The following is a 24465-nucleotide window of genomic DNA, read 5'->3' on the forward strand; positions in this document are numbered from 1 at the left end:
TTTTATAAAAAATTTAGTAAAAATTTTAGTAAAATTATTGAATGATTTTATCATCAGAAGTAAAATAGTGTTAAGGACGGTAGTAACTTTTCATAAAAGTGAAAGGGATTACATTCATTGGAGGGATATGAAAATGAACGTTAAAGCGCTAATCACAACATTTAAAGAAATATTTAAAACTTCACCAGAGCGTGCTTTCTTTGCTCCGGGCCGGATAAATTTAATTGGCGAACATACTGATTATAATGGCGGTCATGTATTTCCATGTGCAATTACGTACGGAACCTATGCGGTTGCGAGGAAGCGTGAGGATCAACTAATCCGCTTGTACTCGGAAAATATTTCTGATAAAGGGATTATTGAGTTTAATGTAAACCAACTAGATTATGATAAAGAACACAATTGGGCGAACTATCCTAAAGGGATGATCCGCTACATTCTTGAAGCAGGGTATGGAGTTCCAACAGGCTTTGAGTGCGTCATCAAGGGCAATATTCCAAATGGAGCTGGCCTGTCATCTTCTGCTTCGATTGAACTATTAACGGGAGTCCTTGTTGCCGGACTTTTTGGTTTGGAGATTCCTCGGATTGATCTCATCAAGCTGGGCAAAAAGGTTGAGAATGAATTCATTGGTGTTAATAGCGGTATTATGGATCAATTTGCAGTTGGAATGGGTAAAAAGGATGCAGGTATTTTACTAGATTGCCAGACGCTTACATATGAATACGCACCGATTCAATTGGAAAGTCACAAAATCATCATCATGAATACGAACAAGCGCCGAGAGTTAGCGGATTCTAAATATAACGAACGCAGAGCGGAATGCGAAGAGGCACTAGCACAGCTACAGCCAAGACTTCCAATTGAAGCACTTGGACAGCTCTCAGAGTCTGAGTTTGATGAAAACCAATCATTAATACCTAATGAAACGGTCCGCAAGCGAGCAAAACATGCGGTTTATGAAAACGTAAGAACATTGAAGGCATTAGCAGAATTAAAGGCTGGAAATCTAAAGGCGTTTGGCCAATTGATGAACCAATCGCACATTTCACTAAGAGACGACTATGAGGTAACTGGGGAGGAACTAGATACACTCGTGGAAGCTGCCTGGAAGCAGCCCGGAGTAGTAGGGGCAAGAATGACAGGAGCTGGGTTTGGCGGTTGTGCCATCGCCGTCGTGGAGAACGAAGAAGTTGAACCGTTTATTGCCAATGTGGGTGCTGTGTATCTTGAAAGGATTGGTTACGAGGCTGAATTTTATGTTGCCAGCATTGGTGACGGGGCCAAAGAAATTGAGCTAGGTTCCTAATAATGACTAAGAATCGGGGGGATTAGGATGATATTTCAATATATCCACCAATTAATCACACAAGCACTTGCCACTCAATTAATTGAACCGGAAGATGAAATATATGCCCGGAATCAAGTTTTGTGGTTACTTCAATTACAGGAATATAAGGAAACGGGAGTTGCTGCGGGCAAGGGGCTGGATATTCCAGACCTGCTTGAGAAAATTGTCGGGTATGCCTGCGAACAAGGAATCATTGAGGATATTTTTGATGAAAAGGAAATCCTTGCTAGTAAAATCATGAACTGTTTTATGGCCAGGCCTTCTATGGTGAATCAGGTTTTTTACGAAAAATATAAACAGGCGCCTTATGAGGCTACACAGTATTTTTATGAGTTAAGTAAAAACAGCAACTATATCCAGATGAAGCGAATTCGTCAAAATATCGAATACAAGACTGCAACGGAATATGGCGATTTAGATATTACGATAAATTTATCGAAGCCGGAAAAGGATCCAAAAAGTATTGCAATGGAGCGTGCGGTCCAAAAAACGGACTACCCGAACTGCCTCCTCTGTATTGAGAATGAAGGATATGCGGGAAGAATCGGCCACCCAGCCCGCTCCAATCATCGAATGATTCGGGTGGATTTAGTGGAGGAGAATTGGTTTTTGCAATATTCTCCATATGTCTACTATAACGAGCATTGTATTGTGTTATCGGAAACACATACGGATATGAAGATCAGCCCGGCGACGTTTGCAAGACTCTTATCCTTCGTTGAGAAATTTCCGCATTACTTTCTTGGATCCAATGCGGACATACCAATTGTTGGCGGCTCGATTTTATCGCATGAGCATTATCAAGGCGGGAATTATCCATTTGCAATGGCGAAAGCTGTTGAGGATTGGACGTTTACAATCGGGAATTTTCCGGAAGTGGAGTGTGCCGTTGTCAAATGGCCAATGTCGGTGATTCGTCTGCGCTCTGGAAATGTCGAAGCACTTGTAGATGCGGGAGCACATATTTTAGCGACATGGAAAAATTACAGTGATGAAACGGTAGGTATCTTCGCGAAAACTGGTGCGGTGCCGCATAACACGATTACACCGATTGCTCGGAAGAATGGTGATCTGTTTGAACTAGATTTGGTCCTTCGTAACAACCGGACAAATAAGGAGCATCCACTTGGGATCTTCCATCCTCATTCAGATGTACATCATATTAAAAAGGAAAACATTGGCTTAATTGAGGTGATGGGACTGGCCGTTTTACCGGCTCGTTTGAAGGTGGAACTTGAAGAGGTAGAAAGGTTCATCCTAGGAAGGGCCGATGCACAAGTTGCCGACTATCATTTGGAGTGGGCAAAAGAATTAAAGGCATGCTATCAGGCAGTTATTAATGAAGCCAATGTGGAAGCGGTTGTGCGCGAAGAAGTAGGGAAGAAGTTTTTGAGAGTATTAGAGGACGCCGGTGTGTTTAAGCGTGATGAAGAGGGAGCAGCTGGGTTCCTGCGCTTTATCAAGTCATTATGAAAAGGTAGGAAGTGAGTATAAATGAAAGTTGAAGAAAGAGTATTTGGAAACTATGAAGGTACGTCTGTCGTGGAATATTCGCTTGTCAATGATTCAGGGATGACTGTCAATTGTCTAAATTACGGGTGTGTGATTACAAAGATCATTGTCCCTGATCGTCACGGCAACTTTGAAAATGTGGTGCTTGGATTTGAAGAGTTTAAGGATTACGTAGAATTGTCCCCCTACTTCGGGGCGGTTGTTGGCCGAGTAGCGGGAAGAATCAAAGATGCCAGGTTTGAACTGGACGGTGAAGAGTACCTCCTTGCGGACAATGAGCATCCCAACCACATACATGGCGGGAAAAAAGGCTTTAGTTCAGTCATTTGGAAGACGGAATTCATACAAGAAGAAAATGCAGTTGGTGTGAAATTTGTATACCATAGTCCAAATGGTGAAGAAGGTTACCCTGGCAATTTAGATACGACCGTCACCTATCTTTTAAATAATAAAAACGAATTCATGACCACCTTTAAAGGAACAACAGATCAAACGACCATCGTCAATTTGACCAATCATTCCTACTTTAATCTTAGCGGCAATTTAAAAAGAGACTGTTCTGAACATGTTCTAAAGCTGGATAGTGATCGATTTTTAGAGCTGGCTCCCGATCTTATTCCAACGGGGAAAGTGTTGAATTCGAAGAATACTCCATTTGATTTTCAACACGGCCGCTGGTTAAGCGCGGGAAAGAAATCAACACATCCACAGAATGTCCTGGTCGGGAGCGGGTATGATCATCCGCTTATGTTTACAAAAGAGGGTGAAAATCAAATCATATTAAGTGATGAGGAAAGCGGCCGAACCATGTTAGTCACAACGAATCAGCCCTGTGTGGTGCTCTATACATCAAATCAATTAGAAGCTCCTTACTCGATCGCGGGTGTTCGTGCAAGAAATTATTTAGGTGTTTGCCTTGAAACACAAGGACTCCCTGATGCCATTCATCATCCCGAGTTTCCGTCTGTTATTTTACAGCCGAAGGAAGTATACTATTCCACAACAACATATCGTTTTTTTGCTAACACAATAGGAGATTGATTGAATGGCTACAATTAAGGATATTGCCCAACTTGCGGGTGTTTCGATTGCGACTGTATCCCGCGTGTTGAATTATGACACGACGCTTTCTGTCGGCGACGAAACGAAAAAGAGGATTTTTGAAGCAGCAGAGGAGCTTTCGTATAAGAAGAAACCAGTGCGCAAACAGGAGTCCGGGAAGATTGCGCTGCTGCAGTGGTACACCGAAAAAGAAGAACTTGAGGATTTATACTACATGTCCATCCGTCTTGGCGTAGAAAATCGGTGCCGGCAACTGGGCTTTCAATTAGATAAGTACTTTCAGGATAACTATGAAATGCTGAAGAGTGATGAGGTTCAAGGGCTGGTCGCGATTGGAAAGTTTAGTGAAAACCAAGTTAAAGAGCTCCATTCCATTGCTAATCATATTGTCTTTGTCGATTCTTCACCTGATGAGGAGCAGTTTGATTCAATCGTCATTGATTTTGAAAAGGCAACTGAGAAGGTGCTGGAACACTTTGTTGCAAAAGGCCATGAGACAATCGGCTATATCGGCGGGAGAGAAGGCTTTAAGGACAAGACCTCTATCATTGAGGATCAAAGGGAACTGGCATTCAAGCGCTATTTAGGAGAGAAAGGGTTATTAAATGAAGCGCTTATGTATTGTGGAACCTTTTCCGCTGATGATGGTCATTCCTTAATGTGCAGGGCCATACAGCAGCATGGTGAAAATCTGCCTTCTGCCTTTTTTGCCGGGAATGACTCGATTGCCGTCGGTGCACTTAGAGCCCTATTGGAGGAAGGGATCGCGGTTCCGGAAAGGGTTAACATCATCGGAGTCAACGACATCAGTATCTCTAAATACGTTTACCCATCCTTAAGCACGGTCAAGGTGTATACGGAACTCATGGGCGAAACAGCCGTGGATACTCTTTTGGAACGAGTTGATGGCAGAAAGACTGCCAAAAAAATCTTTATTGCCACCAAACTTGTCATTCGAAATAGCAGTTTTTAACCAAAAGCCCGCCAAATAGTTGGTGGGTTTTTGTTATTGTCGAAAATTGGGATTTTTCGTATAATGTTTGTATCTAGGTTGGTAGCGGTTACATGTGCAGAGGGATTGGAGACTTTTTATGAGCAAATTATCGATTACGGCCTATACGTTTGGGGTGTTATTTTTCATAGTGAGTTTCTCCTTTTCGATCTACTACGGCATTAAGGTAGTGACCCATGACTTGCCAAGCGAGAAAAAGCCGAAAGAAACGTATCATTATCATTTTGTTCTGATCCCGGAGGAGCTTGATAATGAATATTGGCGACTTGTCGAGAAGGGGGCAAAGGCAGCGGCAAAGGATTATGGGGTTATGCTGGAATACGTGGGGCCGAAGCAAGCCAATATTGAGGATCATTTAAAAACGATTGAAATGTCAGCGGCATCGAAAGTAGATGGAATCATGACACAAGGATTGAGTGACGATCAATTTACACCGTTAATTAATCGGGTCATTGAGGAAGGGATCCCTGTCATCACAGTCGATACCGATGCCTCCAATAGTAAACGAATGGCCTATATCGGAACAGACAATTATTATTCCGGTTATTTAGCCGGGAGGGCATTTGTGGCTGATACAAAGGGAAAGGCAAATGTTGCGATTATTACGGGAAGCTTTTATAAGAATCATCAGATTAAGCGGGTGCAGGGTTTTCAGGATGCAGTAAAGTCAGAAAAGGATATTCATATCATCGATATACAAGAATCAGAAATTAGTAGAGTCCAAGCTTCGGAAAAGGCTTATCAAATAATGCAGGAACACCCCGAAGTCAATGCATTTTACGGGACAAGTGCCCTTGACGGGATAGGAATTGCTCAAGTGGTCAAGAAATATAGGAAGAACGACCCCATCTATATCATGGGATTTGATACCTTGCCGGAAACGCTAAAATATATTCGTGAAGGGGTCATCGATGCAACTGTTGTTCAGGAGCCATTTGAGATGGGCTATGAATCAGTGAAAATGATGATTGATTATATTGAAGGAAAAAAGGTACCCTCCGTTATCCATACAAATACCAAGATTCTAAGGGTAGAAGATTTACCGCCCGCTTCTAGGGAACGAATGGAGGAGATTCAATAATGTTATTTCGAATCAGATCGAAATTGCTCCTTTATTTTATCGTTCTCGTAGTTTTATTAACTTCTGTTGGGTTCATTTTTTACAATAGCAGTGAAAAACTTTTGAATGAATATGACGATAGCTTTGAACAATTTCTGCTGTTAAATGATATCTCACAACGAACAAATGTCATGACCGAAAAGTTGCATGCGTATATTTTAGATAAGGAAGAATCTTATTTGAAAGATTATCGCAAAGAAAAGATCAAGCTGATTAAGGATCAAAAGAGACTCTATCAAGAAATGAATACCAATGATATAACCCTCATCAACTATAAAAATATGATTGATAGTTTTTTAGATGAAGGTGATGCAACCGTAGGGGCTTTCCAAAAAGATGATATTAACCATTATTCGGATCATTTTAATGAAGTCTTAAAAATTGCTTCTTTCCTGCAGGAGAGTACATTGGCGCTATTAAATAATAAATTAACGGACTACCAAAACTTCTATGACCAGATGGAAAAGCAAAGCCATTATTATAAACTGATGTCCATTTCACTGTTTGCCGCGGCCTTCTTTCTGAGCACGTTGCTGGCGTTATGGATTTCCGGTGGAATCACGAAGCCGATTAGTCTATTATCTAGGGCTGCGAAGGAAATTTCCAAAGGAAATTTGTCGGGAGCGGATATTAAAATTACGACAAAGGACGAGCTAAAGCCGCTAACGGAGACGTTTAACCAAATGCGTATGAATCTTAGACAGCTTGTAACGGAAATTAAACAAAAGTCAGAATTAGACAAGCTGTTAAAAGAATTGGAGTTACGCAGCTTACAAAATCAAATAAATCCACATTTTTTGTTTAATACATTGAATACAGTTTCAAAGATGGCGTATTTAGAAGAAGCGGAACAGACATCGCGTTTGATTGTATCAGTGGCAGCCCTTCTGCGCTATAATCTCAGTGATTTTAATAAAGCCTCTACATTGAGAGAGGAAGTGCGGATTGTGAAGGAGTACTTTTTTATTCAGCAAACAAGATTTGGCGAACGGATCGAATTTGCAACGGACATCGACGACAATTGTTTAGATACTGAAATACCAAGCCTCATTCTTCAGCCGCTAGTTGAAAATGCCTTTATACATGGGGTTGAATCCTTTGAAGAAAATGCTGAAATCCGCCTCCGCATTTACCGCAAGCAAGATCGAATCCATGTAGAAGTGATTGATAATGGGGATGGGATGGATGAGGCTACGAAGAAAAGATTGCTCACATATGTCGAAGGGGCAGACTCGGAAGAGGTATACGAACCTGAAAAATCAAAGGGTCACTCAACTGGTATTGGTGTAAAAAATGTGATTAGACGGCTTCAGCTCTTTTACCAACGGAACGACATTGTCGAAATTGAATCAGAGTTGAAAAAGGGCACCAATTTTAGACTGACGATTCCGAATGTGGTAAAAGGAGGAAGCTAACTTGTTGAAAATCCTGATTGTGGATGATGAAGTCCTTGAAAGAAAAGCATTAACGAAAATAATAAACACCTCCGGGGAAGACGTAATCGTGATTGGAGAGGCTCCAAATGGGAGAAAGGCGATTGAAATGGCTGTCCAGCACCGGCCTGACATCATTTTTATGGATATAAAAATGCCCGGTGTTGATGGTGTCCAAGCAGTCAAAGAAATCAAAAAACTAGATGCCGGCATACGGTTTATCATGGTCTCAGCCTTTAACACGTTCGAATATGCCAAAGAAGTCATGCAGCAGGGGGTAAAGGAATATCTGTTAAAGCCAAGCAGTAAACAGGATATTCTTGCGGCCGTAGAGCGCGTTTCGGGCGAAATTCTAGAAGAACGCCGCCAGAAAGAAGAGCAGCAAAGCCTGCGGGAGAATTTGGAACGGGCTGTTTCCATTGCGCAAAAAGAGTGGGTTACTTCCCTCCTGATGAATCAGGTTGAAGATATGACATTTGATGAATGGGGACAGCTGTTAGGGGTTGAAATCATTTCTGGGCATGTCATGCTCTTTTCTTTTCAGGCAACAGGAAACACAGAACTTTATCCAACTGAAAAACAGACCTGTTTTTCATGGGTTAAAGCTGCCGTTAAGTCAATAGTCAAAAAATATCAGGTCATGATTGGACCAATCACGGATGGACAGGTACCCGTTTTATTTTTATATAAAAAAGCAACGGAAAAGCTACATTTTCGATCAAATGCACAGTCATTCATTGAAAATCTGCTTACTCTTTTCAATCAGGAACAGTTTAATTGTGATTTGAGGATTGGTGTGGGTCTCCCTTACAACCATGCCAATGAGCTACATAAATCCTATCATGAAGCAGTTTTAGCACTTGGACAGCTGTTAAACATGCCAAATCGGAAATATTTCTTTTGCGAAAAACAAGGGTCCCTTCCTACGGAAGTTGCTTCGGCATCAGGTGTCCTTGAAATAGAGAAAAAGCTATTAGATGCGGTCCGGCAAGGAGATGTCAATCAGGTTTTATTAACCTTTGATACGTTTGTGACCACCCTTAAAGATAACCCGCAGGTCAAAGCACCAATGGTGAAAAAGTCATTTGATGAATTGTTTATTCTCATTTCCCGTATGCTTCATGATCTAGGAATCAGCAATGAACGGTCAATGGTAGATAATGAATCTGTTGATATCCAGGTAATGTTCGAAAAGGGGAAATCCCATCTCGTGTCAATCGTCCAGCAGGTCCAGGTATGGCGAAACAATCATGCAAAGGGAATGCTTCATAAGGCAAAGGAATATATTGAACATCATTATGATGATTCGATTACCTTGGAATTAGTGGCCGAATATGTGGAGCTTAGCCCGTTTTATTTAAGCAAGTTATTTAAAGACCGGTTTGGGATGACCTTTATTGATTATCTAACGGAAATCAGAATCAATCATGCCAAAAGGGAAATGGCCGATTCAGGGAAAAGTTTGAAGGAAATCTGCTATTCAGTAGGGTACAAGGATCCCAATTATTTTAGTAGAGTGTTTAAAAAGACAACAGGATTATCACCAACAGAATACCGAAAAGTAACAGTAAGTTAAACTTTCCAAAGGCCAATTCGCTATAATACGGGTTGGTCGTTTTTTTTCACCAATATTACAGTTTTATTGCAAACGATTACAAAATAATCTAGATATTCACAAAAATGTGCTATTGATTGGAACTATTGTAATGACGACACCGATGTTACCATATGTGTAAGGGCTTACAGGGAGGCTACGTTAAGCGGTTTGAAAAGCAGCTTACCAGGGTCTTTACTAAATAGAAAAAGGAGATTGATAACATGGGTAAGAAGAAAAAGGGGTTAATTTTATCTTTAACGGTTGCATCTAGTATTCTATTAGCTACTGGTTGCAGCAGTTCAACAAGCGGTTCAGATTCTGGTAAGAGTAAGGATGGCGGCGATCTTCCTGCTGTTGGGGCAACGATCTATAAGTTTGATGACAACTTCATGTCGTACGTACGCCGTGCCATGGAAGATTCCGCAAAAGATAAAGTAAAACTGATGCTGAATGACTCGCAAAATGACCAAGCGAAACAAATTGAGCAAGTAGATACGCTTATTGCTAAAGGGGCAAAATCGTTAGCTATTAACCTAGTGGATCCAAAAGCAGCGCAAACGATTGTGGACAAGGCGAAGCCAAAGAATATTCCAGTTATCTTCTTTAACAAAGAGCCCGATGCAAGCGTATTAAGTGGCTATGATAAAGCGTACTATGTTGGAACAACCTCATCAGAATCAGGTGTCCTTCAAGGTGAATTAATCGCTAAGGCATGGGAAGCAAACAAAGATAAGTATGATAAAAACAAAGACGGAAAACTTCAATACGTATTACTAAAAGGGGAGCCAGGGCACCCAGATGCTGAAGCTCGTACGAAATTTGCTGTGGATACAGTAAAGCAAAAAGGTATCGAAGTAGAAGAGTTAGCAATGGATACGGCAATGTGGGATGCAACGAAAGCAACTGAAAAAATGGATGCTTGGTTAGCAAAATACAACGAAAAAATTGAGTTTGTCATTGCCAATAACGATGGTATGGCACTTGGAGCAATTGCTTCACTTGAAAAAGCAGGATACTTCTCTGGTGACAAGTTTATGCCTGTAGTGGGTGTTGATGCGATTCCAGAGGCACTTGATATGATTGAAAAAGGAAAAATGGTCGGTTCTATTTTAAATGATGCGAAAAACCAAGGAAAAGCAACTGTTGAACTTGCTGCAAATGCTGCAAACGGTAAGGACGTATTAGATGGAACTGAGTGGAAGCTTGACGATAAGAAAGCCGTTCGTGTTCCTTACGTTGAGGTAACAAAAGATAATATTCAAGTTGGTAAAGACGCATATAAATAAGTTTTAGTAAAAGCATAGATTGAGAGGAAGCGCCGGTCCGAGGGCTGCCAAATGCTGGCCCTCTGGCGCGCTTCGAACAAAGGAAAAGATTCTGCTTTTCCTTCGTTCGGGGCATTGCTTCGACCTGAAGCGGGACAATGACTGAATAAAAGATTACTACAATAGATATGGGACTCCTATTCAAAGTCTCATATTTTTTAAATGGGTAAGCGAGGAGGTTCGCACATGTCTGAATCGAGAACAACCAATTTACTTGAAATGCAAAGTATCACCAAACGATTTCCCGGCGTCGTCGCCCTTAATAATGTTTCACTCAGGGTTAAGGCTGGATCCGTACATGCCTTAATGGGCGAAAACGGGGCAGGAAAGTCAACCTTAATGAAGTGTTTATTTGGGATTTATTCGATGGATGAAGGCAAAATTCTCTTTGAAGGAAAAGAAGTAGCATTTGCTAATTCTAAGCAGGCCCTTGAAAATGGCGTTTCGATGGTGCACCAGGAATTAAACCAGGTAAGGCAGCGCAATGTCATGGATAATATTTGGCTTGGGCGCTATCCGAAAAAAGGTGTCTTCATTGATGAGAAGAAAATGTATGAGGACACAAAGGCGATTTTCAAAGGATTAGATATTCAAATTGATCCCCGCAGTAAGGTGAGCACCTTATCGGTTTCGGAGATGCAAATGGTGGAAATTGCGAAAGCCGTCTCGTACGGTTCAAAAATTATCGTTATGGATGAACCAACATCATCCTTAACGGAGAATGAGGTAAACCATTTGTTCACCATCATTCGGAAATTGCAGAGCGACAATGTGGCCATCATCTATATTTCACACAAGATGGAAGAAATTTTGAAGATTTCCGACGAAGTGACGATCATGCGTGACGGTCAGTATATTGCCACGAAAAGTGCCAAGGAATTAACCACAGATGAAATCATCAAGTTGATGGTGGGACGTGATTTATCACAGCGCTTTCCTGAAAAAATAAACAAGCCGGGAGAAATGATCCTGAAGGTATCTGATTTGACGGCGGAAACACAGCCTTCTTTTTCAGAGGTAAGCTTTGAGTTAAGGAAGGGCGAAATTTTAGGAATAGCCGGCCTTGTTGGCTCGAAACGGACGGAAGTGCTGGAATCCATCTTTGGCATGAGATCGTTGAAATCCGGAACGATTGAATTGAATGGCAAGATGGTAAAAAATTTATCGCCACAGCATGCCATCAAAAACGGTTTTGCCCTTGTAACAGAAGAACGAAGATCGACTGGTATTTTTCCAGAGTTAAGCATCAGCTTCAACTCGATTATCTCCAACATGGACCAGTATCGAAAAGGACCCTTTCTTTCAGACGGAAAAGTGAAGGAAGATACACAATGGGTCATCGATTCCATGAATGTGAAAACGCCTACGCAAAAAACGTCGATTGGCAGCCTTTCGGGCGGAAATCAGCAAAAAGTTATTATCGGACGCTGGCTGTTAACGAAGCCGGATGTATTATTGCTTGATGAACCCACACGGGGAATTGATGTCGGGGCAAAGTTTGAAATCTATCAACTTATTAACCAATTAGCTTCAGAAGGAAAGGGGATCATCATGATCTCGTCCGAAATGCCTGAGCTTTTAGGCGTAACTGATAGAATTTTAGTCATGAGTAATGGAAAAGCAGCTGGAATCGTAGAGACGTCTTCTACTTCACAAGAAGAAATCATGCGATTAGCAGCATTGTACTAGGAGGCGATGGAATGAACACAAAGGCTTCAAATAAAGAAAATGTATCTAAATGGCTTGTTGATAATGTCATATATGTAGTGTTAGTCCTTCTCGTAGTCGGGATTGTCTTTGCATCTCCTGACTTTTTATCGATGACGAACTTAATCAATATTTTAGCCCAATCCTCATCAAGGGTCATTATTGCCCTTGGCGTAGCCGGGATATTAATTACAGCTGGTACCGACCTTTCAGCTGGCCGGATGGTTGGTCTTGCCGCTGTTATTTCGGCATCCATGCTGCAGGCTGGGGATTATGCTTACAAAATGTATCCCAACTTACCTGAATTACCACTGTTTGTCCCGATTATTATTGCCATGCTTGCAACAGGCTTAATCGCAGCCTTAAACGGTGTGATTGTTTCGAAGTTTCATGTACCGCCATTCATTGCGACATTGGGTATGATGATTGGAGTATACGGATTATCTTCGATTTACTTCGACCGTCCGCCATACGGTGCACAACCTATCGGGGGCTTGAGCGAAAAGTTTACTACCTTTGCACAACGCGGTTTTAAACTAGGGGAATATGAATTTCCATATCTCATTTTTTATGCCATTATTGTTTCAATCATAATTTGGGTGATTTGGAATAAAACCCAGCTCGGTAAAAACATGTATGCGATCGGTGGCAACCCGGAAGCGGCCAAAGTTTCCGGTGTAAACGTCGCAAAGTATCTAATTATCATCTACACGATTGCCGGTCTTCTTTATGGCTTAACAGGTACCCTTGAAGCTGGACGTGTAGGTAGTGCAACGAACAACACAGGTAACATGTATGAATTAGATGCGATTGCCGCCTGCGTAGTCGGTGGTGTCTCCCTATCAGGTGGGATTGGAACCGTCCCTGGCGTTATCACAGGGGTGTTGATTTTCCAAGTCATCAACTACGGACTCGCGTTCCTAGGCGTAAGCCCATACATCCAATTCATCGTAAAAGGCCTAATCATCATCGTCGCTGTAGCCTTCGACATGCGCAAACACGCTAAAAAGAAATAGCAATGAGCAAAAAAGGGAAGTTGCCACTAGGAAGCTTCCCTTTTTTCTTCAAATTGATAGTATTCTATTAAACTTTTTTAAGCAATAAAATAGGTAATAACAGAAAGAATAACAGACGTAATCAACATGGCCATCAGTGGCCGCGCAGCCTTCGTTCGGAGGTCGCGTAAGCTTACATTCAAACCGAGACCGACCATCGCAGAAGTCAAAATAAAGGTTGTGGCATTTGCAACCCCATCCATGGCAGTTTTCGATACCGGAATGGATTTTCCAAGTACATAACTTCCAAATAGGCTCATCAGAATAAACCCAATCAGAAACCACGGAAATTCAATTCTTGTATCCCCAGCGCTCCCAGCACTTTTCCTTTTTACCCAATACATTAAGATAAAGCATAACGGAATTAGCAGCAGCACTCGACCTAATTTTGCTAAAAGAGCGATGGCCAACCCATCAGGACCTGCCGGCGCACCGGCTAAAGCGACATGGGCGATTTCGTGAAGGCTAATGCCGCTCCATATTCCGTACTGAATGGCTGATAATGGAAGGAAAGGCCTAAGAATCGTATAGGTAATGGAAAAAATAGTTCCCGTCAATGCAATAATTCCTACCCCTATTGCTGTATCTTCATCCTTTGCTTTGATGATCGGTGAAACGGCTGCAATGGCTGCTGCTCCGCACACTCCTGTACCAACACCAAGGAGCAGGATGAGAGAGCTTTCAGCTTTCAGCAACTTCCCCAGCCAAATGGTAAATAATATCGCGAAGACAATGACACCTACATCACGTGCAAGCAGACCTAGTCCTTGATGAAACACAATATCAATATTCAGCTTTAATCCGTATAAAATAATCGCAAAACGTAAAAACCGTTTTGAAGAAAATTGAATCCCTGCACGTAATTTTTCAGGATAACCAAAAAATTGCCGATACAAGACAGCAATCACAATGGCACAGGCAAGCGGCCCCACATGATCAAAGCCAGGGGCTTTTGATAATAGATAACCGAATGCCGCAACCACTATGGTAAAGGTGATTCCTGATAACCATAACCATCCGGAAGGCTTCGGCTTCGACATTATTTGCTGTTGGAAGTCCTGTTCGTTCAAAGGTAATTTTGTTGCCCCTTCACTCCCCAAACTATCACCTCAGTTAATTTTTCTCTCCCTAGAATACTCCTGATTCATGTATAAGTAAAATAAAGATATATAATAGGGATAATAAGCAAATGGATATAAATAGAACAGACAAATGGAGGCGAAACGGTGGATCAACATTTAGATGTGTTTATAAAGGTCGTGGAAAAAGAAAACTTTTCTAAAGCAGCGGAGGAACTACATATGACACAGCCGGCGGTCAGTCAATATATTCGGGCATTGGAAGAAGCTGTCGGGACAAGATTATTGGAACGGAGCAATAAGTTTGTCCGTTTAAATAAGGCCGGTGAGATTGTCTACCACCATGCCAAGGAAATAGTAGCACTCTATACAAAAATGCACTATCTAGTAGATGATCTGACAACTAGCGCAAGCGGTCCAATTACAATTGGGGCGAGCTACACATTCGGCGAATATATCCTCCCGCATATTATTGCTAGTATGAGGCTGCAGTCGCCACATATCAGCCCATCCATTAAGATTTATAACACAAAGGAAATTATCGATTTAGTGAGTTCATATCAATTAGATATTGGGATTATTGAAGGGGTGGTAAAGAATGATAATTTAAATATAGAAATCGTTTCTGAAGATAAAATGGTCATGGTTGCTGCACCCCACCATCCCCTATTGAAGAAGAAAGATGAAATCCACTTTTCAGAACTAGCCGCTGAAACGTGGATCCTACGTGAAGAGGGATCAGGAACAAGGGAGGCTGCAGATAAACTGTTTCAAATAAATGGATTTACTCCGAAGAAAGTAATGGAATTTGGGAGCACACAACTGATTAAGGAATCAGTTGAGGCTGGACTTGGGATCAGTTTAGTTTCTCGCTGGGCGCTAAATAAGGAGTTAACCAATGGCTATTTGGAAGAAATGCACGTGAAAGGACTGCCTTTTAAACGGAACTTTTCCATCCTTACCCGATCGCTTTTTCAAACAAAAGCACTAAAAGTGTTTATTGAAATACTGAAAGAATATTTAGCTTCAGCGGGGCAAGGTAAGAAAATCTAAGCCCCCTTACACAATATAAGATAATTCATAGGAAAGGTTTTATATTTTGTCTAATGACAGGCCTAGACAGTGGTGTATAATTAATATGTTAACTGAATATTCATATATTTTATTGCTACCGTCGTTCCACCTTATTAAACATTTAACGAAAACATACTTAAGCACACTTTAGTATCAGTTTTTTTAAAAAGGGGAGTGTTTAATAATGCAAAAACAAAAGCTCGTAATCAATGGAGAGAGACTGCAGCAGGAGCTAGAAAGGTTTGCAAACTTTGGTCGGACAGAAAACAATGGAGTAACAAGGTTGTCCTTGTCAGAAGAGGATCGCCGAGTCAGAGATTACTTTACAGCTTGTTGCGAGGACTTGGGTTTAACGGTCACAGTTGATGATATGGGGTGTATGTACGCAACCCTTGAGGGGATTGAAAATAAACCGCCCATTTTGATCGGTTCCCATTTGGATACGGTAAAAAAAGGCGGCCGCTTTGATGGTGTTTTAGGCGTATTAACCGGGTTAGAAGTCGTTAGAACACTGATTGATCATCAAATTAAACCGCAAATTCCGATTACGATTGTCAACTTTACCAATGAAGAGGGGGCAAGGTTTGAACCTTCGATGATGGCATCGGGTGTTCTTTCAGGCAAGTTTGATAAGTCTGCCATGTTAAAAAAGGTAGATTCGGAGGGAATTACTTTTGAGGCGGCCCTAAAAGCCATTGGATACGAGGGGGATGTGGAGAATCGGTTGACGGAGGCTAGTGCCTTTTTAGAGCTGCATATTGAACAAGGGCCAATCTTGGAAAAAGAAGCCTTGACGATTGGCGTGGTCGAATGTGTGGTAGGAATGGCGTGCTATGAAATTGAGGTAACAGGAGAATCGGATCATGCCGGGACGACTCCGATGAAGATGAGAAAGGATGCCTTGTTTGCAACGAATAACTTAATTAACGAAATCCGCAACCGTTTAGGTGTATTGGATGAAGAGTTAGTCTTTACGATTGGTCGAGTAAACGTGTATCCGAGTATCCATACGGTTATCCCGAATAAGGTTGTGTTTACCCTTGAAGCAAGGCACAAAGACATGGAAATCGTCGATACCGTTAAGAACTTCATTCAAAGCCTGCCGCATTTAGGCGTGGGCGAGGGCTGCGAGATTAAGACGACGAAATTATGGGAACGTGACACAGTTTGGTTTGAACCAGGACTTTGCCAGCTGTTGGAGCATTCCGCCGAATCGCTGGGCTATTCTCATAAGAGAATGGTTAGTGGTGCCGGGCACGATGCTCAATTCATTGCGGGCTACGTCCCAACTGCCATGTTATTTGTTCCGAGTATTAATGGGAAAAGCCATTGTGAAGAGGAACTAACAAGCTGGGAGGATTGTGAAAAAGGGGTTAATGTCATTTTAGATACTGTGCTTACATTGTTATCAAAATCATAGATGAATTTCACTAACAGACTTTTCCGCCTGGCGGAGGAGTCTTTTTTTATTATAAAAACAAAGTTGTAAAAAATCATATAATAGTGTAAAATTACACCATAAAATAGACGTTTTCTTTGAAAGGGCGGATGATGTTGGGGGAAAAATTATGGCTCTTATTATTGAATTTTGGTGTGGTACCTCTTGTATTGTCAATCATTGCGTTTTTGTTAATGGGCTCGGGACTAGATGATATCATAATGGCTGCACTTCTGCCTCTAAGTGCCGGCGGTATTCTCGCGGGACTTTTTATAAGTAAAAGACGAGTTCGGTCAGGTGGATTGCCAGAACTTATCACACTCTTCTTTTTGCCGCTTGCCTACACTGCCCTTTTATGGGCTGTGTTTATGTTGATCAGCGGTGGGTTTTATGGGGCAAATTCCTGGCTTTTTTATAGCATTTTTCACCTGGCACTAGCACCCATCTATTTTCTTGCGATGTTTTCCGGTGAAGGAAGATTATTTCTATGGGCACCGCTAGCTTACGAGTTAGCATTTTTCGGCGGGGTATTGATAACAACGATCATAATCAAGGTGCGGCCCTTTATGAATCGGAAACAGCTGGTGCCAATTTTGTTGGTTTTTTTTCTTGCAATAGGCACAGGCGTAACGGTTCAATGGCACCGTAGTCAGACGGTTTTACCATCCTATGGTTTTCAGTATGGGGGCGGCTACTCTAGTACAGACTTAACGCCATATGAGGTGACGAATCTAGCTAATAAGTTGCCAAAGCTGGCGGCGCCATCGACATTTACCATTAAGAACCCAAGCGAGATGCCGATTTTAGACGGAGCAGAAGCGGCTTTTCCGGTTTACTCGGCATTTGCCAACGCAGCCTATGAGAATATTGGAAAAGAGATGGACAGGGCAGGGGAGATTGTCAGTTTTACTAATACTATTTATGCCTATGAACGTCTATTATCTGGGGAAGCAGATATTTACTTTGGTGCCATACCATCGAAGGAACAGCTGGAAATGGCGAAAAAGGATGGGAAAGAATTGGTCATGACGCCCATTGGTAAGGAAGCCTTTGTCTTCTTTGTTAATCCAAGTAATCCAGTCAATAGCTTAAAAGTTTCCGATATTCAAGAGATTTACTCCGGAAAAGTAAAAAATTGGTCTGGGATTGGCGGGAAGAGAGAGAAAATTATTGCTTTTCAGCGTCCAAAAAATTCTGGCAGCCAAACACTTTTAGAAAAAATTATGGGCGATACCCCAATCATGAAGCCACTAAAGGAGGACGTACCTGAGGGGATGGGTGGAATTATTGAACAGGTAGCTGATTATCGTAACTATGATATTTCGATTGGCTTTTCATTCCGTTTCTTCGCAACCGGGATGAAAAAGAATCCGAATATTAAACTGCTGGCCATTGATGGAGTGGAACCAAATCCCGAAAACATCGCGAGCGGGAAATACCCCTTTACCGCCTCCCTCTACGCCATTACGGTGAAAGACAACCCAAAACAGGCCATAAAACCTTTCCTAGAATGGATGCAAGGACCCCAGGGTCAAGAGATTGTTGAAAGAATTGGATATAGTAGGGCAAGTGAGTAGGGTGTCAGGCACCATAAATGAACACCTGTCTTCCCCAGGTGGACACATTTTGAAATGGAAAGCGAGGAGCTAAAAGCAGCTCCTCGCTTTTTTATTGGCATACATCGTGCGAAGGTAGATCTAAAGGCAATGAACTTCACTTGTTTTTTTCGTTTCCGTAAAACCGAAAAAATTATTCCGCAAAACCGGATATTTTCCGGTTTTGCGGAATTCCAACTAAAGGAGAATTCCAGGAAAGTAGACAAAAGAAAGGAAAGCAAATAGGATATTTATCCCTATTTTCATAGGAGAAATGTTTATATATTGCTAGAATTAGGAAAAACGGGTCTTTATTATCGGATTATGTTATGTTGGCATGATACTTGCAAATTAGTAAGGGGAGAGCTTTTTACTAAAGTGATATCTTTTGTAAACGCTTTCTAACCGGATGATGTGATATCTGGAGATTAACACTATTCTAAGGGGGATGTACATGGGGTTATTTGTTATTCTGTTGGCGCTTGGGCTGCTCATCTTCGTTGCCTACCGCGGGTTTTCTGTTATTCTATTTGCGCCATTATGTGCATTGCTTGCGGTTTTACTCATTGACCCAAGTCATGTGTTACCGTTCTTTTCTGGTGTATTCATGGAAAAAATGGTCGGGTTCATTAAATCTTATTTTGCAGTCTTTTTATTAGGAGCTATTTTTGGAAAAGTAGTGGAAATGTCAGGGATTGCAGAATCCATTGCAAAAACAATTGTTCATCTGATAGGTGCCAAACGGGCCATGCTGACGATTGTTTTATTAGGTGCGATTTTAACGTATAGCGGTGTAAGTTTATTCGTAGCCGTTTTTGCCATTTATCCATTTGCCGCTCAAATGTTCAGACAGGCCAATATTCCGAAAAGGCTGATTCCAGGTACGATTGCATTGGGCGCTTTCACATTCACAATGGATGCATTACCAGGTACACCACAAATTCAAAATGTTATACCGATTTCTTTCTTTAAAACAGATATTTATGCCGCACCAACACTTGGTATTATTGGAGCTATTTTCGTTTTAGCTTGCGGGTTACTTTACCTAGAGTCGAGAAGAAAGAAGGCAGAAAAAGCGGGTGAGGGCTACTTTGGCTTCGGTGCTGAAAATGCCGCCGCAGCCGAAAACATCAAGCTTGAAGAAATGGAAGCTGTTCCCGATATAACATCAAAGCAATCCGCAGCAAGACAAATTCTTGCCTTTATTCCGCTCATACTTGTCGGGGTAACGAATAAACTTTTTATTACCTATATCCCTAAATGGTATCCAAATGGGTTTGATTTTTCAGCAATTGGCTTAAAAACCTATTCCGTTGACGTGGCATCCGTTGCCGCGGTTTGGGCTATTATAATGGCACTGATTGTCGGGATTCTTGCATCGCTTCTATACGATTGGAGAAGGGTAACAAAGGGCTTTAAAGAAGGACTTAATACGGCCATTGGCGGTTCCTTGCTCGCAACGATGAACACTGGAGCTGAGTATGGATTTGGCGGTGTTATTGCCGCGCTTCCAGGATTTGCGAAAATTAGTGACGGTATTTCTGATACGTTCACGAATCCGCTTGTTAATGGTGCGGTTACGACAAGTACACTTGCCGGAATGACAGGATCCGCATCTGGTGGTATGGGGATCGCTTTAGGAGCAATGGCCGATAAGTATAATCAGGCGATTGCAGCTGCAAATATCCCGCCAGAAGTTATGCATCGTGTTGTCGCAATGGCATCAGGTGGTATGGATACGCTTCCGCATAATGGTGCCGTTATTACGTTGCTTGCTGTTACAGGATTGACCCATAAGCAATCATATCGAGATATTTTTGCTGTTACGATTATTAAAACAATAGCGGTGTTCTTTGTTATCGCTCTTTACACGATATTTGGAATTATTTAAGGAAGGTCTACTATTTATAGGAGGGCAGCCATGAGTAAAACATTAGAGGGAAAAACAGGATTTATTACAGGGTCTGCAAGTGGGATAGGATTGGAAATGGCGAAGACGTTTGCACAAGAAGGGGCACAGGTGGTCATTTCTGATTTAAGTACAGAAAAAAGTGAACAAGTTGCAGTTGAATTAAGAAGGCAAGGGTTCAAAGTCCTTTCAGCACCATGTGATGTAACAAATGAGGAAGCTTTTAAAAATAGCATTCAATTAGCCTATGAAACTTTTGGAAGCCTCGATGTTTTAGTAAATAATGCCGGTATGCAATTTGTTTCACCGATTGAGGAATTTCCAACGGAGAAATTTGAATTGCTTGTTAAAATCATGTTAACTGCACCATTTATCGGTATAAAGCATGTCTTTCCTATTATGAAGAAACAGGGTTCTGGAAGGGTAATTAATATGGCTTCCATTAATGGGGTCATCGGGTTTGCGGGTAAAGCAGCTTATAATAGTGCAAAACATGGGGTGATTGGGTTAACAAAGGTCGCTGCCCTAGAAGGTGCAACAAGCGGAATTACCGTTAATGCCTTGTGTCCAGGTTATGTGGATACGCCGTTAGTTCGAAATCAATTAGCCGATTTAGCGGTAACAAGAAATGTCAGTTTGGAAAGTGTCATTGATGAAGTGCTCTTGCCGCTTGTTCCGCAAAAAAGGCTATTATCTGTTTCAGAAATTGCTGATTATGCGGTTTTTTTGGCTAGTGATAAAGGACGGGGGATCACAGGTCAAGCGGTCATCCTTGATGGTGGCTACACGGCACAATAATCGTAAGTTGAGATCCTATTCAATCATTGAATAGGATTCTATTTTTGTGAAAATTATTAATTTTATAATTTCATCATGGTCCTTTGTTATAATAAACATAATTAAGGTGGCAAGGGTGTGGGTAGATGAACATAGGATTGGAAGCGATACCACAGGGTTGGCACGAGCAAATTATCAATCTATTAGCTGAACGAATCGTTGTGACCAATCGTGAAGGGATTATTCTTTATATAAATGACGCGTATTGTGAGTTTCTAGGAACAACCGTGGAAGAGGCCGTCAACCGACCTGTTCAAGACGTGATTGAAAACACACGTATGCACATCGTCGCCAAAACTGGCCAAAAAGAGCTGGCGGCCGTTCATCCGATCAATGGAAGTGAAATGGTTGCAAATCGCTTTCCGCTAATAGTGGAGGGGGAAATAGTAGGCACCTTAGGGACCGTTATGTTTCGCAGTCCTGAGGAATGGCAGATGTATAAAACAAAGATTCAAAATCTAGCAGATGAATTAACCTATTATAAAACAAGGGTGGAAAAGGATTTAAAAGGTAAATATCATTTTCACGATTTAATTGGAAACAGTGCGCCATTTCTTGCTGCAAAAAAATTAGCAGAACGGATTTCTGCCAGCAACTCTTCTGTTTTACTGATAGGGGAGTCAGGCACCGGTAAAGAATTGTTTGCCCATGCCATCCATGGCAGCAGCATGCGCCGGACACTACCGTTTGTTGCCATCAACTGTGCCTCGATTCCGGAGCATCTGCTAGAATCGGAATTATTCGGTTATGAGGACGGCGCATTTACTGGAGCAAAAAAGGGCGGAAAAAAGGGACAGTTTGAGCTGGCGAACAATGGCACCCTTTTTCTTGATGAAATCGGCGATATGCCCCTCACCATGCAAAGTAAACTATTAAGAGTGTTGCAGGAAAAAGAAGTACTGCGAGTAGGCGGACAAAAAGCCATTCCTGTCGATGTACGAATCATAGCTGCAACACATAGGGATTTAGAGAAACTGGTAGTGAAAGGAACGTTTCGTCAGGATTTATATTACCGGTTAAATGTCATTAAAATCGAGATCCCCCCATTGAAAGAACGTAAAGAGGATATTCCACTCATTTCAATAAACCTTTTGAAAAAGTTAGCAGGGAAGTTTTACCGTAAAGGGATTGCCATTTCTCCAGAAGTGGAACAACGGCTCATGGAACATTCATGGCCCGGTAACATTCGTGAGCTTGAGAACGTGCTTGAACGGGCTATTAATGTTCTAGATGGCAAAACAATCGAAGTGTCCCACCTCCCCTTATATTTACGGGATCAGGAATGGAAGGGAAGCGACCTAAAGAATATGAGTGGTAAAAACTCTGAGGATGACGTTCTGTTACCGATAACACCGTTAAAGGAAAAGCTAGCCATGGTTGAAAAAGAAACCATTTTACAGGCATTGACCGTTACGAATGGAAATAAACAGGAAGCGGCCAAGCTTTTGGAGATAGGGAAGACCCGTTTTTATGAGAAATGCAAAATGTACAATATTAACTAGGGAAAACTAACATCCATATAAAAGGTTCAATGGAAGGCTATGTGAATTTCTTCATATTGCTTCCCGCGTCAACCGGACCCAAGGTACTAATAAAAAGAATATTTTCCTTATAGAAATAGTAATAATTCTAGTTTAAGATAAGAGAGAATAATATGACAAATTCGACAAAGTATGGGTGGGAGTCAGTTGGTTCTTTTAGACTACATTATTAATCTCTCGATATTTTCGCTTTTGGTTAGCACGCCATTAGTCATCCGTTCATTTATCAATCTTAAACCACTGAAACAGGTACATTTGGGAGTTGGATTATACGGAGGAATTGTTTCTGTGATCCTCGTCATGTTATCTTTTCAGCAGGCAGATTATTCCTACGACATCCGCTATGCCCCGGTTATTTTGGTCTTTGCCTACTTTGGACCTGTTTCAGGATTCATAACGGGGATCTTCGCATTGATCTCAAGACTTTTTTTAAGTGGTCATTGGAGCACGGCAATTATTGGCTGGACCACCATTATGGTTGTTTTTTCTCTCATCCATTTGTTTACAAAACAGCTTACCGCAGTAAAAAAATGTATGATTTTATATGGGGCATATCTCGTCATCTATGTGATAAATGTACCAATTATTTTTCACGTATTTAGAGATGAACCTTTCTTTCATCTTCAATATCTTTTATTTGTCATGTTAGGCGTCATCGTTGGGGTTCTACTTATTGAATCATATGTGAAGCTGCATCGACTAAATAATCGATTGTCGGACATGTACAAACTGGTAGAATCAAGTGAATCAAAGTATCGCCTCATCGCGGAGAACACATCAGATCTGATCATGCTGATGAATAAGGAGCAGTCGATTAGTTATTTCTCCCCTTCGCATGAGATGGTTTTAGGATTCCCGACCAGTGACCTGGAAAAGTTTGAATTATGTAAGATTGTTCATCCTGACGATGTGACGATGTTTAGAAATTCCATTATGAGGATGTTCGAACAAAAAGAATCACAAACGATGGAATTTCGTTTAAGGCACAAGGAAGGGCATTGGATTGAATTTGAGTCCCGTTGTATGCCCGTTCGGGGAGAAACAGAAGCAATCGAGAACATTGTGCTTATTAGCCGAGATATCTCTGAACGGAAAAAGTCTGAAGAAATTCTTTTGCAATCTGAGAAGCTATCAATTGTTGGGGAACTAGCAGCAGGAGTGGCACATGAAATCCGTAATCCGCTCACAACAATAAAAGGATTTGTCCAACTGTATAAAGCGGAAAATAGTTCGATTGAATATAATGACCTGCTCTTAAGTGAATTAGAACGGATTGAAGCCATTACGAGCGAGCTTCTCACATTAGGGAAACCTCAAGCGGTTCAACTGGACCGAACAAATATTAGGGAGCTAATTGAAAATACGCTCGAGCTCCTTGCACCGCAGGCACTTATGAATAACATTCAATTTAACTTGAAATTTGAGGAAGCTCCACTTATTGTTACTGCTGAAAAGAATCAATTAAAGCAGGTTTTCCTAAATATATTAAAGAATGCCATCGAGGCGATGCCGAATGGTGGGGACGTGCACATCCATTTGAATAAAGGACTGTTAGATGAGTGCGTGATCTCTATTCAAGATCAAGGCTATGGAATTCCCGAGGAATTGCTTCCTCGATTAGGCGAGCCCTTTTACAGTTTAAAAGAAAAGGGAACGGGGCTTGGTATCATGATCTGCCATAAAATACTCAAACAGCACCATGGCAGCATCACCTATAAAAGCCAAATCCAACATGGAACCACAGTCGAAATTAAACTTCCGTTAGCAAGTTGATAATAGTTGAAAGGGTGTCAGGCACCGTCTGTGGACAATGTCCAC

Annotated in this window: 18 protein-coding genes; 17 read left to right on the forward strand and 1 reads right to left on the reverse strand. The window is 41.5% G+C overall.

The window, feature by feature from the left end:
• The first annotated feature begins 133 nt into the window (after nucleotides 1-133).
• From G6554_RS19020 to mglC, 10 genes are all read left to right on the forward strand, one after another.
• Complete coding sequence (locus tag G6554_RS19020; protein WP_166244733.1) at nucleotides 134-1309, forward strand: galactokinase; 1176 nt, start codon at nucleotides 134-136, stop codon at nucleotides 1307-1309.
• Nucleotides 1310-1336: 27 nt separating this feature from the next.
• The gene (gene galT, locus G6554_RS19025; RefSeq protein WP_166244734.1) at nucleotides 1337-2824 is read left to right on the forward strand and encodes a UDP-glucose--hexose-1-phosphate uridylyltransferase; all 1488 of its coding nucleotides are present in this window, start codon (nucleotides 1337-1339) and stop codon (nucleotides 2822-2824) included.
• A gap of 21 nt (nucleotides 2825-2845) precedes the next feature.
• Nucleotides 2846-3904 carry an aldose epimerase family protein gene (locus G6554_RS19030; RefSeq protein ID WP_166244735.1) on the forward strand — a complete coding sequence of 353 codons (1059 nt, stop codon included), beginning with the start codon at nucleotides 2846-2848 and terminating at the stop codon, nucleotides 3902-3904.
• 4 nt (nucleotides 3905-3908) lie between these two features.
• On the forward strand, nucleotides 3909-4898 hold the full coding sequence (locus G6554_RS19035; protein ID WP_166244736.1) for a LacI family DNA-binding transcriptional regulator: 990 nt from the start codon (nucleotides 3909-3911) through the stop codon (nucleotides 4896-4898).
• A gap of 118 nt (nucleotides 4899-5016) precedes the next feature.
• The gene (locus tag G6554_RS19040; protein ID WP_166244737.1) at nucleotides 5017-6018 is read left to right on the forward strand and encodes a sugar-binding protein; all 1002 of its coding nucleotides are present in this window, start codon (nucleotides 5017-5019) and stop codon (nucleotides 6016-6018) included.
• Nucleotides 6018-7472, forward strand: coding sequence for a sensor histidine kinase (locus G6554_RS19045; protein WP_166244738.1), 1455 nt, complete (start codon nucleotides 6018-6020; stop codon nucleotides 7470-7472). Before G6554_RS19040 ends, G6554_RS19045 begins: the two co-directional genes overlap by 1 nt.
• A gap of 1 nt (nucleotide 7473) precedes the next feature.
• Entirely contained in the window at nucleotides 7474-9066 is a 1593-nt protein-coding gene (locus tag G6554_RS19050; protein ID WP_166244739.1) for a response regulator, read from the forward strand.
• A gap of 242 nt (nucleotides 9067-9308) precedes the next feature.
• A complete protein-coding gene (gene mglB / locus G6554_RS19055; RefSeq protein WP_166244740.1) occupies nucleotides 9309-10373 on the forward strand; it encodes a galactose/glucose ABC transporter substrate-binding protein MglB in 1065 nt (354 codons plus the stop codon).
• A gap of 225 nt (nucleotides 10374-10598) precedes the next feature.
• Nucleotides 10599-12101: a galactose/methyl galactoside ABC transporter ATP-binding protein MglA gene (gene mglA, locus G6554_RS19060; RefSeq protein ID WP_166244741.1), complete on the forward strand. Its 1503-nt coding sequence runs from the start codon at nucleotides 10599-10601 to the stop codon at nucleotides 12099-12101.
• 11 nt (nucleotides 12102-12112) lie between these two features.
• On the forward strand, nucleotides 12113-13135 hold the full coding sequence (mglC, locus tag G6554_RS19065; RefSeq protein WP_166244742.1) for a galactose/methyl galactoside ABC transporter permease MglC: 1023 nt from the start codon (nucleotides 12113-12115) through the stop codon (nucleotides 13133-13135).
• 77 nt (nucleotides 13136-13212) lie between these two features.
• Here mglC and G6554_RS19070 read toward each other — a convergent pair whose 3' ends face one another.
• Nucleotides 13213-14214: a YeiH family protein gene (locus G6554_RS19070; RefSeq protein ID WP_166244790.1), complete on the reverse strand. Its 1002-nt coding sequence runs from the start codon at nucleotides 14212-14214 to the stop codon at nucleotides 13213-13215.
• Between the two features lie 186 nt (nucleotides 14215-14400).
• Here G6554_RS19070 and G6554_RS19075 point away from each other — a divergent pair, with 186 nt between their 5' ends.
• From G6554_RS19075 to G6554_RS19105, 7 genes are all read left to right on the forward strand, one after another.
• Complete coding sequence (locus tag G6554_RS19075; RefSeq protein ID WP_166244744.1) at nucleotides 14401-15306, forward strand: LysR substrate-binding domain-containing protein; 906 nt, start codon at nucleotides 14401-14403, stop codon at nucleotides 15304-15306.
• A 205-nt stretch (nucleotides 15307-15511) separates the two neighbouring features.
• Complete coding sequence (locus G6554_RS19080) at nucleotides 15512-16747, forward strand: Zn-dependent hydrolase (RefSeq protein WP_166244745.1); 1236 nt, start codon at nucleotides 15512-15514, stop codon at nucleotides 16745-16747.
• Nucleotides 16748-16875: 128 nt separating this feature from the next.
• Nucleotides 16876-18342 carry a PstS family phosphate ABC transporter substrate-binding protein gene (locus G6554_RS19085; RefSeq protein WP_242692156.1) on the forward strand — a complete coding sequence of 489 codons (1467 nt, stop codon included), beginning with the start codon at nucleotides 16876-16878 and terminating at the stop codon, nucleotides 18340-18342.
• A gap of 472 nt (nucleotides 18343-18814) precedes the next feature.
• Nucleotides 18815-20251, forward strand: a complete 1437-nt coding sequence (locus G6554_RS19090) for a GntP family permease (protein ID WP_166244749.1) — start codon at nucleotides 18815-18817, stop codon at nucleotides 20249-20251.
• Nucleotides 20252-20281: 30 nt separating this feature from the next.
• On the forward strand, nucleotides 20282-21067 hold the full coding sequence (locus tag G6554_RS19095) for a 3-hydroxybutyrate dehydrogenase (RefSeq protein WP_166244750.1): 786 nt from the start codon (nucleotides 20282-20284) through the stop codon (nucleotides 21065-21067).
• Nucleotides 21068-21192: 125 nt separating this feature from the next.
• Entirely contained in the window at nucleotides 21193-22608 is a 1416-nt protein-coding gene (locus G6554_RS19100; protein WP_166244752.1) for a sigma-54 interaction domain-containing protein, read from the forward strand.
• A 186-nt stretch (nucleotides 22609-22794) separates the two neighbouring features.
• Nucleotides 22795-24420, forward strand: a complete 1626-nt coding sequence (locus G6554_RS19105; RefSeq protein WP_166244754.1) for an ATP-binding protein — start codon at nucleotides 22795-22797, stop codon at nucleotides 24418-24420.
• Nucleotides 24421-24465 lie beyond the last annotated feature (45 nt).

Source organism: Bacillus sp. MM2020_4 (assembly GCF_011250555.1).
Lineage (GTDB): Bacteria > Bacillota > Bacilli > Bacillales > Cytobacillaceae > Neobacillus.